Here is a 12,503-nt window from a genome sequence, read left to right as displayed (position 1 = left end):
CCAGCCGGGTGGTTACAATCCCCGCGCCACGCCACTAGCGCCCTTCCCCCATGCACCGCCCGAGCCGGACCACTCACCATGACCACACACCGCATTACCCTCGCCAACGGCTGGATTGCCGAATTTGCCGAACAAGGTGAATTCCGCATGGGCGCCATCAGCTGGAACCTGCACCTGCGCGGCCCCGAGCAACAGGCCATCCGCTATTTCGAAACCCAGATCGTGCTGGTCAACGATGAGGATGGCGAGCAGGCACGGAACTTCATCAGCCTGTCCGAGGACGGGGTCTACGGGTACCTGGGCAACGGCATGAGTCACGGCTGGGTGATCGACTTCTCCCGCTGCATGATCGCGCCCCACCGGGTGACCATTTCCCACTACCACTACGCCTATGACGAATACATCTCGCTGCTGGAGCAACCGGCGTACAAGCGAGTGCGGGAGTACATCAGTGTCATCGGTCGCACCGTCTACCTGACATTTCCCTTCACCCGGGACGAGGACTTTCCCAAGGTCTGGGAGGAGTACCTGGTGATCCGCCGGCGGCAGCTGGACGAGCTGTATTTTCGGAACTGAGTCAGCGCAAGCTCCAGGACACACCCAGGTACACCCCCAAGCCTTCTCCCGGGGTCGAGCGCGCCGCGTCCAGCCCCTTGTCGTCGTAGCCCGGAGTAACGGTGGCGGCGTAGCGCTTGTCGGTCAGGTTGCGCACATCGACCCAGGTCTGCCAGTCGTTCTTTGGTGCGTTGTAGCCCAGGGTGGCGCCGAACAGCGCGTAAGGGTCGGCGTAGTAACTGTTGGCGTAATCCACCGCTACCTTGGACACCAGTTGGGTGTTGACGGCGGCGAAGAAACCCAGGGGCCAGTCGTAGCGCAACTCGCCCTGGTAATAGTGCATCGGCAGGCCCGGTAGGCGGTTGTCGCCAAAACGCGCGTCATCGCGATAGTGGAAGTCGCTGAAGGTGTAGGCCTGGCGCAGGCTCAGGCGGCCGACGCCTGGCTGCGACCACAGCTCACTCTGCAGGCTGGCCTCCACGCCTTGGTGCACCGTGGGGCTGGCGTTGAGCTCGTAGGGCATGGTGGCGTTGGCGTCCGGCCATACCGAGAGCAGTTCGTGGCGCACCTGGGCGTAGTACCAGGCCAGGCTCCACTCGCCCAGGCTGCTATCGCCGCGGCCGCCCAGCTCCAGGGTGGTGGCGGTCTGGTTGCGCAGCTTGATCGGATCGCGCTGGGCGCCCGTGGCGACGCCGCTGCCAGCCGGGAAGCGCAGGTTCGAGCTGTAGATCAACGACCAAGGGTGCGGTGCTTCCACCGAGCGGCTGAGATTGCCAAACAGCTGCACATTCGGTGTCAGCTGGTAGCGCAGGCCCAGGCGCGGCGCGTAGTCCCAATCGCCGAGGCTGGTCTTGCCGCCGCCCTCGGGGTAGGTCACCGCACTTTCACGCCGGGTGTAGATGGCCGCCAGGCCCGTGGTCAGCCACAGGTCATCGGCAACTTCCAGGTCATTGCCAACGTGCAGGACCGTATCCGAGCCCTGGTAAGTGAAGTTGCGGATTCGCGTGCCTGGCGCATAGCTGGCGGTGTTGCCTGTGGGAATCCGCACGAATTCGCTGGCGCCATCATTGGGCAGGTGCTGGGTGACCCGCAGGCCCAGGGTGCTGCGGCTTTCCCGGCCCCAGAGAGTGTCGCGGCGCTTGTAGTCGAAGGTGCCGCTGACGTCGCTGTAGGCCACCTTCAGGCGGTTGGGACCTTCGCGCAGGTCCATGGGGTAATCGTGGTAGACCAGACCGGTCTGGATGCTCGAATCGTCGTCGATGTAATAGGTGGTCTTGTTGCCGACAAAGGTACTGCCCGGCTGCTTGCGCCGGTCGTCGCGGTTGACATAGGCCGGGTTGGCCGCCCGTGGGTCGTGCTCGATGGAACCTTTGCTGACCCGCCCGGCCAGATCGTTGTCGGTCTCGCGGTAGCGCAGGTAGAAACGCGTCTCCAGGTTCGGGTTGAAGCGGTAGCCGAAGTTGCCAATCAGCCCCTTGCTCTGGCTGCGGGTGTGGTCCTGGTAACCGTCGGCGTTGGCGTCGGTCAGCGACACGTAGTAGTCGAAATTCCCCAGCACTTGCCCGGAGCTGAGCTGACGCTGCTGATAACCGTGGCTGCCAGTGGCGTAGCGCACCTGCAACAGCGGTGCGTCGTAGCCGGTGTGGCTGATGTAGTCGATGGCGCCCCCCAGGGCCAGGGCGCCACGGTCGAAACCATTGGCGCCGCGCAGCACCTCTACGTGATCGACCCACAGGGGCTCGAGCAATTCATAAGGGGTGCCGCCGGGACCGGTCAGGGGCAAGCCGTCGAGCATGGTGTACAGCCCCGAGGCATGGGCCCCCGGCGCGCGGTTGATGCCCGAACCACGGATCGAGATCTTCACCCCTTCGTTCCCGGCGGACTGGGCATAGACCCCGGGCTGATAGGCCAGCACATCCTGGTTGCTGGCCACCCGCCCCTGCAGCGGCCGGCGCATGTCCACCACATTGCTGGCGCCCGGCACCTGGGCCAGCCCCGCCTCGGCCTCTGCCACCTGCTGTCCCTCAGCGCCCTGCTCCTGCCCCAGGACCTGCGCCGGGGCCAGCTCCACGCTCCGGGTCTCGGCGATTGCCGGGCAGGCAAGGGCCAGGCCCAACAGGGCCGTGGGCAAGGATTTTGGCGAAGACATCGAGAAAACTCCGACAGGCAGAAAGGGGGCAATGCAAGTTGCGACGCAGGAAAGAACCAAGAGAACACAGGGGAATTGGGCTTTTTTTCGCCAGGAAAGCGGATGTCGGCAGTCACGCCTTCACTGGCGAAGCCACAGCGTCCAGCACGCAGCGCTAAGGGGTCTTGGCCCCCGCCAGAAAGTGCGCCACCAAGGCATTGGCATGACCATGCCCCATGCCGTGTTCGGACTTGAGCCAGGCCACCAGTTCCATGTGCTTCTTGCCGCTGAGGGCGCCAAGAAGCTCCAGCCAGTGGCTGATGGGCTGACCGTAGTTTTTTTCAATGGAAGGAAAGTACGACGCCGGGCCTTTGACCTGGCTGGCTTGGCTCTTGTTGTCTTGGGTCTTACCGTCTTTGCTCATGCTTCACCCTGTGCTTTTTTACTGCCCTTGATGTTTTCGATCAGATCGACCACGTAGTTCTGGTTGAAACCGGCAACGAAGGACCAGAACAGCAACTTGCCGTAGGCGGCGTAGCCGTCAGCGTGCTGGCAGAAAATCACATAGAAGCTGTTCTCGGGGTAGTTGCAACTCTTGTCCCTGACGATCTCGGGAAACAGTTCCCCTTGCACCACGCCGGAGATGAACAGGATGTACAGCAGGCCCGCCAGGATGCCGCCAATGAACGACGGCAGCAGCACATTGAACCAGGAACTGCACAGGCTGATGATCTCCTCCTCGCAAAGGTGTGACAGTTGCCGGTGAAACCCCACATAACCACCAATATTGCCGACGATGAACACCACCGAGGGGATGGTGTAGCCGTCGGCCAGGGCGACCGCTCCCAGGGACGCCGCCAACAGCAGCACAAAGATGATGAACAGTCGCTTCCATAGGATGTTCAGTGCTTCCTGGCGGTTCATGTTCAGCTCGTCGGTTCAGGTTTTCGGAGAGATCCGTCTACCTTGATGACGATAGATGAGCCTTGCCCGGCAGGACCTTTTTTTTCGCCAGGGAATCCTTGCCCCGGCGACCTGCGCCTGCCGTGTCCTCAGGCCGGATACCCGGTGATCTCGCGGATGCTCTGGTACAGCGGCTTGAGCTGGCGGTACATGCGCAGGTAGACCTCGCTGTACAGCCGCTGATACATCTGCTGCGCTTGCGGCTGTGGCTCGAACACCGCGCCGACCCGGGTCATGGCGCTGATGGCCGTGGGAAAATCCGGGTACAGGCCCAGGCCCACCGCACAGGCGATCACCGCCCCCAGCCCCGAGGCCTCATAGACGTGGGGGCGCTCTACCGGCAGGCCGAAGATATCCGCCGTCAGTTGCATCGCCGCATCGCTCTGGGAGCCACCGCCGGCCACCCGCAGGCGCGTGATCTTCAGCTTGGAGCGTTTCTCCATGCGTTCCATGCCCTGGCGCAGGGCATAGGCCAAACCTTCGAGGATCGCCCGGTAGATATGGGCCCGGGTGTGCACGTCGCCAAAGCCGATCATCGCGCCCTTGGCTTCCATGCCCGGCTCGCGGATGCCCGGCGACCAGTAGGGTTGCAGGGTCAGCCCCATGGACCCGGGCGGCACCGCCTGGACCAGGGCATCAAACAGCTGTTCCGCCTCCAGCCCCTGCTCGGCTGCCTGCTGCACTTCCCGCAGGCCGAACTGTTGCTTGAACCAGCTGACCATCCAGTAACCGCGGAAAATCATCACCTCGCAGTTGTAGTGGTTCGGCACCGCCGCCGGGTACGGCGGAATCAGCGGCACCACTTCCAGATAGCGGGAACGGGTGGTGGTGATGGTCGCCGTGGTGCCGTAGGACAGGCAGGCCGTGGTGGAATCCTGGACGCCCGAGCCCAGGACTTCGCAAGCCTTGTCGGCACCGGCGGCAATCAGCGCCAAGCCCTCGGGAATACCGGTGTGGCGACTGGCTTCGGCGCTGATCCGGCCCAGGGTTTCGCCGGGTTTGAGCAGGGTCGGCAACTGCTCCTGACGCACCGCCAGGGCCTGCCATTTCCAGTCGCTGGGGGCGGCCCAGCGCAGGCGCTTGTAGTCGAACGGCAGGTACGCCACGCAACAGCCAACGGAGTCGACGAAGTTGCCGGTCAGGCGATGGGTGAGAAAGCCCGAGAGCAGCAGGAACTTGTCAGTGGCTGCCCACACCTCGGGTTGCTGCTGGGCCACCCAGTTGGCTTCGGCCTGGGCCCGAAAATAGTCCACCGTGGCCTCGGCGCCGATCAGTTTGAACAGCCAGCCCCAAGGCCCCTTGATCCGACCCTCGACCTCGGCCTGGCGCTGGTCGAGCCAGAGAATGGCCGGACGCAGGGCCTTGCCCTGGGCGTCGACATTGATCAGGGTGCCGCGCTGGGTGGTCAGGGACACGCCGCGGATCTGCGAGCGGTCGATGCCGGTCTGCTGCCAGAGCAATTGGCAGGCTTCGCCGAGCTTGGCCCAGTAATAGTCCGGGTGCTGTTCGGCCCAGCCGGGCTGGCTTGAAAAATAGGCCTCCAGCTCCACCTTGCCCTTGCCCAGCAGGTTGCCCGACAGGTCGAACAGCAGCGCGCGCACGCTTTGGGTGCCGTTGTCGATCGCCAGCAGGTAGTCCTGCTTATTGTTGTTGTGCGTGTCCATGGGGCTCTCTTGGTTGGGGCTCAATCGGTGACGGGGGGCAGGCTGTGATGGCGCTGCCACAGGTCGCGGTAGCGCTGTTCTTCGGCCAGCCAGCGCGCATCGTCCCAGCCCAGGCGGGGCTGGCACAGGCGGCGGATGGCCGGCAGGTACTGGGCGGCGCCCTCGGCCAGCAGCAGGCCGATGCGGGTGCGGCGCAGCAGCAGGTCGTCCAGGTGCAGGACCATTTCCGCCTCGGCGGCAAAGGCCAGCTCGGCCCACAGGGTGTCGCTGGCGCCGACGCAATCGCCGCCCAGCTCGACCACCCGTTGCGCTACGCGGGGCAAGTCGCGGCCGTGGCGCCCGGCCAGGCGCCGCAACTGAGCCGCGCTGAGCCCGGGAATGTCCACCGGCGCCTGGGGGGCGAACACCGGCTCGCCGTCGTCCTCCACGTTGCGCCCGAGCATGGCGCCACAGGCTTGCAGCACCTCGATGGCCTGGGGCCGGAAGGTGGTGAGCTTGCCGCCGGCCAGGGTCACGCAGCCCGGCTCCTGCCACAGCACATGCTCGCGGGTTTCGTTGGACGGCTTGCCCTGTTGCTCCCCCCCCGCGCCGGCCACCACCGGGCGCACCCCGGCCCAGGTCGAGAGCACATCGGCGGCGCTTACCTGAGCCAGGGGAAACTGCTGGGCACAGGCGGCCAGCAGATAGCGCAGTTCTTCCTGACTGATGCTGGCGCTCTGGTCCAGATCGTCGCGGTGATCAAGATCGGTAGTGCCCACCACCGTGGCGCCTTCCCAGGGGAAGACGAACACCGGCCGCCGATCCTCGGCATGCATGAAGCTCAAGGCCTGGGCCACCGGCAGGCGCCAACCCGGCAGCAGCAAGTGACTGCCGCGCAACGGGCGCAGCTGGCGCGGAGCCTGGGCCGGACGCAGGCGCTCGGCCCAGGCTCCAGTGGCCACCGCCAGGGCCGCGCAGCCAAGGGTGTGCACAGCGCCCGTTTCACTGTCCTCGATCGCCACCCCGCACACCCGCCCGTTCTCCCGCAGCAGGCGGGTCACCCGCAGGCCATTGATGGCCACGGCGCCATCGGCCCGGGCTTCGGCCAGCACCCGCATCACCAGGCGCGCATCGTCGGTCAGGGCATCCAGGAAACAGGTGCCCCCCAGCAGGCCCGGCTCCTTCACCCCCGGAACCAGGAAGCGCAGGTGCGCGGCATCGTGAAAGCAGTGGTTGCGGCGCCCGGCCAGGGCGTCATACAGGGTCAACAGGCCACCGAACACCTTGGGCCCGGGGAACCTGCCGCGGTAATGGGGCATCAGGAAACTCATGGGTTCCACCAGCCCGGGGGCTTCCTGCAGCAGGCGCTGGCGCTCGCGTACCGAGTCCCGGGTCAGGCGCCACTGGCCCTTGGCGATGTAGCGCAAGCCGCCATGGACCATCTTCGAGGAACGGCTGGAGGTGCCCCAGGCAAAGTCCCGCTGCTCCAGCAACAGGCAACGCCAGCCGCGCCGCGCCGCTTCCCGCAGGATGCCGGCGCCGCTGATGCCACCGCCGATCACGATCAGGTCCCAGGGTTGCGCCCCCAGCCCGGGCAGCGCCTGTTGGCGCCACTGGCCGTTCCAGTCCTGGCTCATGGCGTTACTGCTCCAGCAGGGTGCCGGGGTTGAGGCGCCCGGCGGGATCGAAGTGGCGGCTCAAGGCCTGCAGGGTGTCGACGGCCAACGCGCCCTTCTCCCGCAGCAGGTACGGCGCATGGTCCTTGCCCACTCCGTGCTGATGACTGATGGTGCCGTGGTGGTTGACGATGGTCTGGCTGGCGGCGTGCTTGAGGGCCTGCCAGCGCGCCAGGGTCGCCGGGTACTGGGCGTCGGGGCGGAATACGTAAGTGGTGTAGATGCTCGACCCTTCGCCATAGACGTGGGACAGGTGAGTGAACACATGCACCTGCTCGCCCTCGGCGGCCAGGCCATCACGCAGGCTGCCCTCGATGCGTTGCAGCAGGCGATCAACGTTGCTCCAGTCGGTGGCCGTTTCCAGGGTGTCCACCAGGTAGCCGGCATTCCACAGGCTTTCGCGCAGGTAGGGAAAGCGAAAGCGGTTCTGCGCCCACTTCTTGCCCAGCAACGTCCCGGTAAAGACCCCGCCAAACCCCTTGAGCTGGCGCCGGGCGTGACGCAGGGACAAGGCGTTCTGCTGGCGATTGCCGGTCACGCCGAAAGTCAGCAGGCACTTGCCCGGCCCCGCACCGCGCAGGGACAGGTATTTTTCCAGCCAGGCGATCTGCGTCGGATGGCCGGCCAGGGCCAATTGGGTTTCGGTCTCCAGGGCATTGGACAGGCGCAGCATCGACAGCGGCACCCGGGCCTGAGCCAGGGCGCGCACCGCTTGCAGCGCCCGGGTCCAGTCCGGCAGGAACACACCGTAGAAGCGCTCGTCGTCCGGCAAGCGGCTGACCCTGACCTTGACCTCGGAAATGATCCCGAAGCGCCCTTCGCTGCCCAGTACCACTTCCCGCAGATCCGGCCCGGCCGCAGACGCCGGAAAGGTGGCGATGGCCATCGGCCCGGCAAAGGTCTCCAGGGTCCCCCCGGCGAACAGCTGCTCGATGCGCCCATAGCGCAGCGACTGCTGGCCACTGGAGCGGCTGGCCACCCAGCCGCCCAGGGTCGACAGCTCCCAGGACTGGGGGAAGTGCCCCAGGGTGTAGCCGCGAGCGCGCAGTTGGCTCTCCACCTGCGGGCCACTGGCACCGGGGCCGAAAGTGGCCAGCAGGCTGTCTTCGTCCAGCTCCAGCAGGCGGCTCATGCGCGCCAGGGACACCGTCAGCACCGGCCGCTCGGACCAGCCCGGATTGATATGCCCGGCCACCGAGGTGCCGCCGCCGTAGGGAATCAGGCACAGGTCGCGGTCCTCGGCCAGGGCCAGCAACTGGCGGATCTGCTCGGCGGTTTCCGGAAAGGCCACGGCATCCGGATAGACCCCCAGCTCGCCCTCGCGCAGGGCCAGCCAGTCCGGCAGGCTCTGGCCGCGGGCATGCAGCAGGCGTTCCTGGGGATCGATGCAATACAGCGGGTGGGCAGCAAGGCGTGAGGCCGGCACCTTGGCCAGCGCCTGTTCCAGAGTCGCCTCCGGCAAGCGGCGCCCCGGGCCCAGGCGCTCGGCGAGAAATCCCGCGCCCTGGGCCGGCAATTCGACCACCGTGGATACATCCCCCCAGCCGTTCCAGCGTCGCATACGTGTGTCCTTGTGCTGTTCTTATAGGTCTTGCTTCAGGCTCCCTATACTAGTGCGCGGCTGAACGCTGTCACGGTCGCATCGCGCCAGAGGATGTAGCCGATTGAGTCAGGCACAGGTGACATCCGGCGCCAATTACCGAAGAATCCTCACCCTCCCCATCACAGGCTCGCGTCCATGCCGGCACCCCTGAAAACCTGCGCCCCGCTGTTCTGGTCCACCGACCTGGGCATCGACTACGGCGCGCCGACCTTGCAACTGCACGACTTGCTGCCCGTGGTGGGAGAGGAACACTCGGCCTTCTTCCAGCACCGGGACGGCATCCTGATCGGCGACACCCTGCAACTGATCTGGTGCCCGCCGGTTGCCGACCTCAATGGCTGGAACGAGCAGCCTTCGGAAATTGCCCTGAGCCAGCTGCTGCGGGTGCGGATCACCGGCCCGGCGCCCGAGCCGCCGACACCACGCAATGCCATCCACCATGGCCGGCCGAGGTACCGCTTCCTGGTCCTGTCCTGCCAGCCACTGCCGACGGCCCTGCGCGCCCAGCCGCTGACACAGGACGCCTGGCACATGCCGCTGATCGAGAATGGACAGGGCAGTTGCCTGACCTGGGAGGCCATCGACAACTGTGGTCGCGCCGAGATCCAGGGGCTGATCTACCTGAGCGCCTACCGCCGCGACGAAACCTATATGGAAATGTTCATCGAGGACCTGGGCGGACAACTGTTCGGGCTGCTTTCGGTGCACCTGGGCCCGGGGGGCGACGACTATGATTTTGGCCGGCGCCTCCTGCAAGGCGCGGAGTTGCGGGCCATCCGCCGCGCCCTGGACATGGCCCGGCCCCTGAAGGATTCACAGCCCGGCTACCTGGCCCCCTGAAGCCCCAGGGCGGATAAAAGCGCTCAGAAAAAGACTAAGCAGCTGTTTTCAAACTCATTTTTTTGCATTGGGGGGCTTCACAGCCCGTCTATAAGTTGATAAATTTGCGCCCGTTCTTGCAGCGGCCCTCCCCGGGCCGGCAGTCAAAGCAAGTAACGTCGCAACAGCTACAGGGGCGTCGCCAAGCGGTAAGGCAGCAGGTTTTGATCCTGCCATGCGTTGGTTCGAATCCAGCCGCCCCTGCCATTTTTCTTCATGTTCATCCACCCAGACTCCGTTCCAGCACCTCCAGCAATGCACTGACCTTGGGCAACCCCTGCCGGCTTTTCAGCCACAGCAGATGAATCGCCTGCCCTTCGCTGGCCCACTGCGGCAGCACTTCGACCAGGGTGCCCTGCGCCAGCTGCTGCTTGACCAGCCACGAAGGCAATTGCGCGATGCCGTAACCGTCCAGCACGGTCATCAGCAGCCCCTCGCCATCCCCCACCACGCAACTGGCGGACATGACCCGGCGCTCGCTCTCGCCCGGACGTCCGGTCGCAAAGTTCCAGGGGCTGACCCGGCCGTCCACCCAGCCATAGGCAATGCACTGGTGCCGTTCCAGGTCCTGGTCGGTCAGCGGCGTGCCATGGCGCCGCAAGTAATCGGGGGAGGCGCAGAACAGGTGCCACTCGCGGCCCAGGCAGCGATGCCCCAGTGCCGCCGGCCACAGCTCCGAACCGCCGAGGCGCACGGCAATGTCCACGCCGGCTTCGAGAGGGTCGATGGCGGAATCGGAAAAGGTGATGTGCGGCTGCAAACCGGGGTGTTCCCGGGCAAACCGCAACACGGCAGCCAGTACCTGGGAGCGGCCAAAGGTCCCGGGCAGATCGATGCGCACCCGCCCGCGCAGCTCGGTGTGTTCCGCGTTCAGCGCCAGCTCGGCCTCTTCCAGATCGGCCAGCACACCGCTGCAGGTGCGGTAGAAAGCCATCCCCGCGTCGGTCAGCGCCAGGCTTCGAGTGGTGCGCTGGAACAGCCGTGCCTGCAACCGCCCTTCCAGCCGGGCAATGGCCTTGCTGACGGCGGAAGCGGTGAGGTTGAGGCGCTCGGCGGCGGCCTTGAAGCTGCCGCAGTCGGCGACGCAGACAAATACATCGATCCCCTTCAAGCGCTCGGAAGAAAACATCGGTGCCTCGCATTCATGAATTTGATTCCATTCATTGGGTAAAAATCATCATAAAACAGAATCAGATTCCCCAGTAAGCTGGCTGGCATTCTCCCAAGACCCTGCTACAGACGATGAGGCACGGATGCTGCGCACCCTGAAAGGCTACCCAAAGGCGATCAACCTGCTGCTCACCGGCACCCTGGTGCTGACCCTGGCCCGGGCCATCACCCTGCCCTATCTGGTGATCTACCTGAACAGTGCTTTCGGCCTGCCGGTCAGCGACATCGGCCTGGTGATCGGCAGCAGCCTGATCCTCGGTTCGCTGCTGAGCCTGTATGGCGGATTCCTGGTGGACAGGACCCCCAGCCACCGCCTGATCCTCGGCTGCTGCGCGCTGTTCACCCTAGGTTTTGTCGGCACCTTCACCGCCCGCCAGCTGTGGCTGTTCTACCTGTGCCTGGTGCTGATCAACCTGGCCTACGCGGTGATCGACATCGCGATCAAGGCCGGCTTTGCCCAGCGCCTGCCGGTGGAGCAACGCAGCGAAGCCTTCTCGATCAAGTACACCCTGACCAACATCGGCTACGCCGTGGGCCCGTTTCTCGGCGCCGGGCTGGCGCACCTGAGTATCAGCCTGCCGTTCCTGATATCCGCCGCCCTGGGCGCCGGGTTCCTGGCCATCCACCACCTCTGGGGCGAGAGACAGCTGGATGCCGCTGGCGCCACATCCACGCCACTCTCCTTCCCGACCCTGGGCAAACAGCTGCTGCGGGACTACCGCCTGGTGTGCTTCACCCTCGGCGGCCTGCTCAGCGCCGTGGTCTTTGGCCAGTTCTCGGCCTACCTCTCGCAGTACCTGGTGGTCACCACGTCCCCGGAGGCCACCTACCGCATCATCAGCACCCTGGTGGCGACCAACGCCCTGCTGGTGATTGCCTTGCAGTACAGCATTGGCCGCAGGATTTCCCCGCGCCACCTGAACCGCTGGCTGGCAACCGGGCTGGGGCTGTTCCTGCTGGGGATCAGCGGGTTTGGCCTGTCCACCAGCCTGCCGCTGTGGGTGCTGTCGATGGTGGTGTTCACCCTGGGGGAAATCATCGTGTTTCCCGCCGAGTACATGTTCATCGACCTGATCGCCCCTGAGGCGTTGCGGGGCCTGTACTACGGCGCCCAGAACCTCTCCAGCCTCGGCGGCGCCCTGGGCCCGATACTCTGCGGCATGGTCCTGGCCAGCCAGCCGGCGCACTGGATCTTCTACATGCTGGGAGCGTTCATTGTCGCCGGGGGGCTGTTCTACTGCCTGGGCGCGGCCAACCTGAGCCAGCCTGTAGCCAGGGAAGCGGATTGAGGCTTGATCCTGTGCTGGCACAACCAACAGATTCACACCCGCCCCCTTCCGCACGTTCCTCTTTGCACCCCCAACAAAGAGGAATACCCGATGAAAAACACCGACCTCAGCCAACTCATCCTCAGCGACCACGCCCGCATCGAAGCCGCCATCAGCACCGGCGCCGCCTGGGAGGTGTGGTTTCAAGTGGAGTTTCTGATGCTGCTGCGTTCGGCCCATGTGGCCGCCGCCCGCGAAGTGCCCTATCCCAATCCGAATTCAGGCCTGCGCCTGGACGTGCTGGCCCAGCAAAACGGTGAGAACTACGCCATTGAGCTGAAGGTGGAAAGTGCCACCAACGCCGGCAACAAGCTGCTGGCCGAAACTCAGAAGGACATCGAAAAACTCACCAAGTACACCAGCCCCGTCGCGGCACGCTGGGCTGTGGCCTTGGGGTACAGCGACGTTGCCAAACGTGGCTTGCGGGACTTCGCCAACGCCCACAACACCCGGGTCATCTACCAGGAATCCGGCGCCATAGGGTGCATGATCGCCACGGTTTGACCACCCGCTGCAAAACGGCCCCGCCACGGCGGGGCCGTCGCTGCCCAGGGCCAT

Annotated in this window: 11 protein-coding genes and 1 tRNA gene; 5 read left to right on the top strand and 7 right to left on the bottom strand. The window is 65.3% G+C overall.

Annotated features, from left to right (window positions below; all coding sequences use genetic code 11):
• Positions 1 to 78: 78 nt before the first annotated feature.
• Positions 79 to 576 carry a hypothetical protein gene (locus tag J5M73_RS25360; protein WP_102863352.1) on the top strand — a complete coding sequence of 166 codons (498 nt, stop codon included), beginning with the start codon at positions 79 to 81 and terminating at the stop codon, positions 574 to 576.
• Between the two features lies 1 nt (position 577).
• Here the strand turns inward: J5M73_RS25360 and J5M73_RS25355 are convergent, their stop codons facing one another.
• The 6 genes from J5M73_RS25355 to J5M73_RS25330 all read right to left on the bottom strand — a co-directional run bounded on the left by J5M73_RS25355 (position 578) and on the right by J5M73_RS25330 (position 8,526).
• Complete coding sequence (locus J5M73_RS25355; protein WP_207816336.1) at positions 578 to 2,704, bottom strand: TonB-dependent receptor; 2,127 nt, start codon at positions 2,702 to 2,704, stop codon at positions 578 to 580.
• Between the two features lie 154 nt (positions 2,705 to 2,858).
• Positions 2,859 to 3,107 (bottom strand): DUF4287 domain-containing protein, encoded by a 249-nt coding sequence (locus tag J5M73_RS25350; protein WP_102863350.1) that lies wholly within the window; start codon positions 3,105 to 3,107, stop codon positions 2,859 to 2,861.
• Positions 3,104 to 3,607: a hypothetical protein gene (locus tag J5M73_RS25345; RefSeq protein ID WP_102863349.1), complete on the bottom strand. Its 504-nt coding sequence runs from the start codon at positions 3,605 to 3,607 to the stop codon at positions 3,104 to 3,106. Before J5M73_RS25345 ends, J5M73_RS25350 begins: the two co-directional genes overlap by 4 nt.
• 128 nt (positions 3,608 to 3,735) lie before the next feature.
• A complete protein-coding gene (locus J5M73_RS25340) occupies positions 3,736 to 5,310 on the bottom strand; it encodes an FGGY-family carbohydrate kinase (protein ID WP_207816335.1) in 1,575 nt (524 codons plus the stop codon).
• A 20-nt stretch (positions 5,311 to 5,330) separates the two neighbouring features.
• Positions 5,331 to 6,926, bottom strand: a complete 1,596-nt coding sequence (locus tag J5M73_RS25335) for a glycerol-3-phosphate dehydrogenase/oxidase (RefSeq protein ID WP_207816334.1) — start codon at positions 6,924 to 6,926, stop codon at positions 5,331 to 5,333.
• Positions 6,927 to 6,930: 4 nt separating this feature from the next.
• The gene (locus tag J5M73_RS25330; protein WP_207816333.1) at positions 6,931 to 8,526 is read right to left on the bottom strand and encodes an FAD-binding oxidoreductase; all 1,596 of its coding nucleotides are present in this window, start codon (positions 8,524 to 8,526) and stop codon (positions 6,931 to 6,933) included.
• 177 nt (positions 8,527 to 8,703) lie between these two features.
• On the opposite strand from J5M73_RS25330, the gene J5M73_RS25325 reads away from it, so the two are divergent.
• Together J5M73_RS25325 and J5M73_RS25320 are read left to right on the top strand one after the other, a co-directional pair.
• Positions 8,704 to 9,408: a hypothetical protein gene (locus J5M73_RS25325; RefSeq protein WP_207816332.1), complete on the top strand. Its 705-nt coding sequence runs from the start codon at positions 8,704 to 8,706 to the stop codon at positions 9,406 to 9,408.
• A 171-nt stretch (positions 9,409 to 9,579) separates the two neighbouring features.
• Positions 9,580 to 9,654: transfer RNA gene (locus J5M73_RS25320), tRNA-Gln, on the top strand.
• A 13-nt stretch (positions 9,655 to 9,667) separates the two neighbouring features.
• Here J5M73_RS25320 and J5M73_RS25315 read toward each other — a convergent pair.
• Positions 9,668 to 10,576: a LysR family transcriptional regulator gene (locus J5M73_RS25315; protein ID WP_207165980.1), complete on the bottom strand. Its 909-nt coding sequence runs from the start codon at positions 10,574 to 10,576 to the stop codon at positions 9,668 to 9,670.
• A 124-nt stretch (positions 10,577 to 10,700) separates the two neighbouring features.
• On the opposite strand from J5M73_RS25315, the gene J5M73_RS25310 reads away from it, so the two are divergent.
• A complete protein-coding gene (locus J5M73_RS25310) occupies positions 10,701 to 11,906 on the top strand; it encodes an MFS transporter (protein WP_207816331.1) in 1,206 nt (401 codons plus the stop codon).
• A gap of 90 nt (positions 11,907 to 11,996) precedes the next feature.
• The gene (locus J5M73_RS25305; RefSeq protein WP_102863342.1) at positions 11,997 to 12,449 is read left to right on the top strand and encodes a hypothetical protein; all 453 of its coding nucleotides are present in this window, start codon (positions 11,997 to 11,999) and stop codon (positions 12,447 to 12,449) included.
• Positions 12,450 to 12,503 lie beyond the last annotated feature (54 nt).

Source organism: Pseudomonas sp. 50_B (assembly GCF_017491625.1).
Classification (GTDB): Bacteria; Pseudomonadota; Gammaproteobacteria; order Pseudomonadales; family Pseudomonadaceae; genus Aquipseudomonas; species Aquipseudomonas danubii.
This window is presented reverse-complemented; position numbering and strand designations above follow the sequence as displayed.

Coding starts and splice junctions, on each gene's coding strand:
- J5M73_RS25360 (WP_102863352.1), top strand. CDS start 79: ATGACCACACACCGCATTACCCTCGCCAACGGCTGGATTGCCGAATTT.
- J5M73_RS25350 (WP_102863350.1), bottom strand. CDS start 3,107: ATGAGCAAAGACGGTAAGACCCAAGACAACAAGAGCCAAGCCAGCCAG.
- J5M73_RS25355 (WP_207816336.1), bottom strand. CDS start 2,704: ATGTCTTCGCCAAAATCCTTGCCCACGGCCCTGTTGGGCCTGGCCCTT.
- J5M73_RS25325 (WP_207816332.1), top strand. CDS start 8,704: ATGCCGGCACCCCTGAAAACCTGCGCCCCGCTGTTCTGGTCCACCGAC.
- J5M73_RS25340 (WP_207816335.1), bottom strand. CDS start 5,310: ATGGACACGCACAACAACAATAAGCAGGACTACCTGCTGGCGATCGAC.
- J5M73_RS25345 (WP_102863349.1), bottom strand. CDS start 3,607: ATGAACCGCCAGGAAGCACTGAACATCCTATGGAAGCGACTGTTCATC.
- J5M73_RS25305 (WP_102863342.1), top strand. CDS start 11,997: ATGAAAAACACCGACCTCAGCCAACTCATCCTCAGCGACCACGCCCGC.
- J5M73_RS25335 (WP_207816334.1), bottom strand. CDS start 6,926: ATGAGCCAGGACTGGAACGGCCAGTGGCGCCAACAGGCGCTGCCCGGG.
- J5M73_RS25330 (WP_207816333.1), bottom strand. CDS start 8,526: ATGCGACGCTGGAACGGCTGGGGGGATGTATCCACGGTGGTCGAATTG.
- J5M73_RS25315 (WP_207165980.1), bottom strand. CDS start 10,576: ATGTTTTCTTCCGAGCGCTTGAAGGGGATCGATGTATTTGTCTGCGTC.
- J5M73_RS25310 (WP_207816331.1), top strand. CDS start 10,701: ATGCTGCGCACCCTGAAAGGCTACCCAAAGGCGATCAACCTGCTGCTC.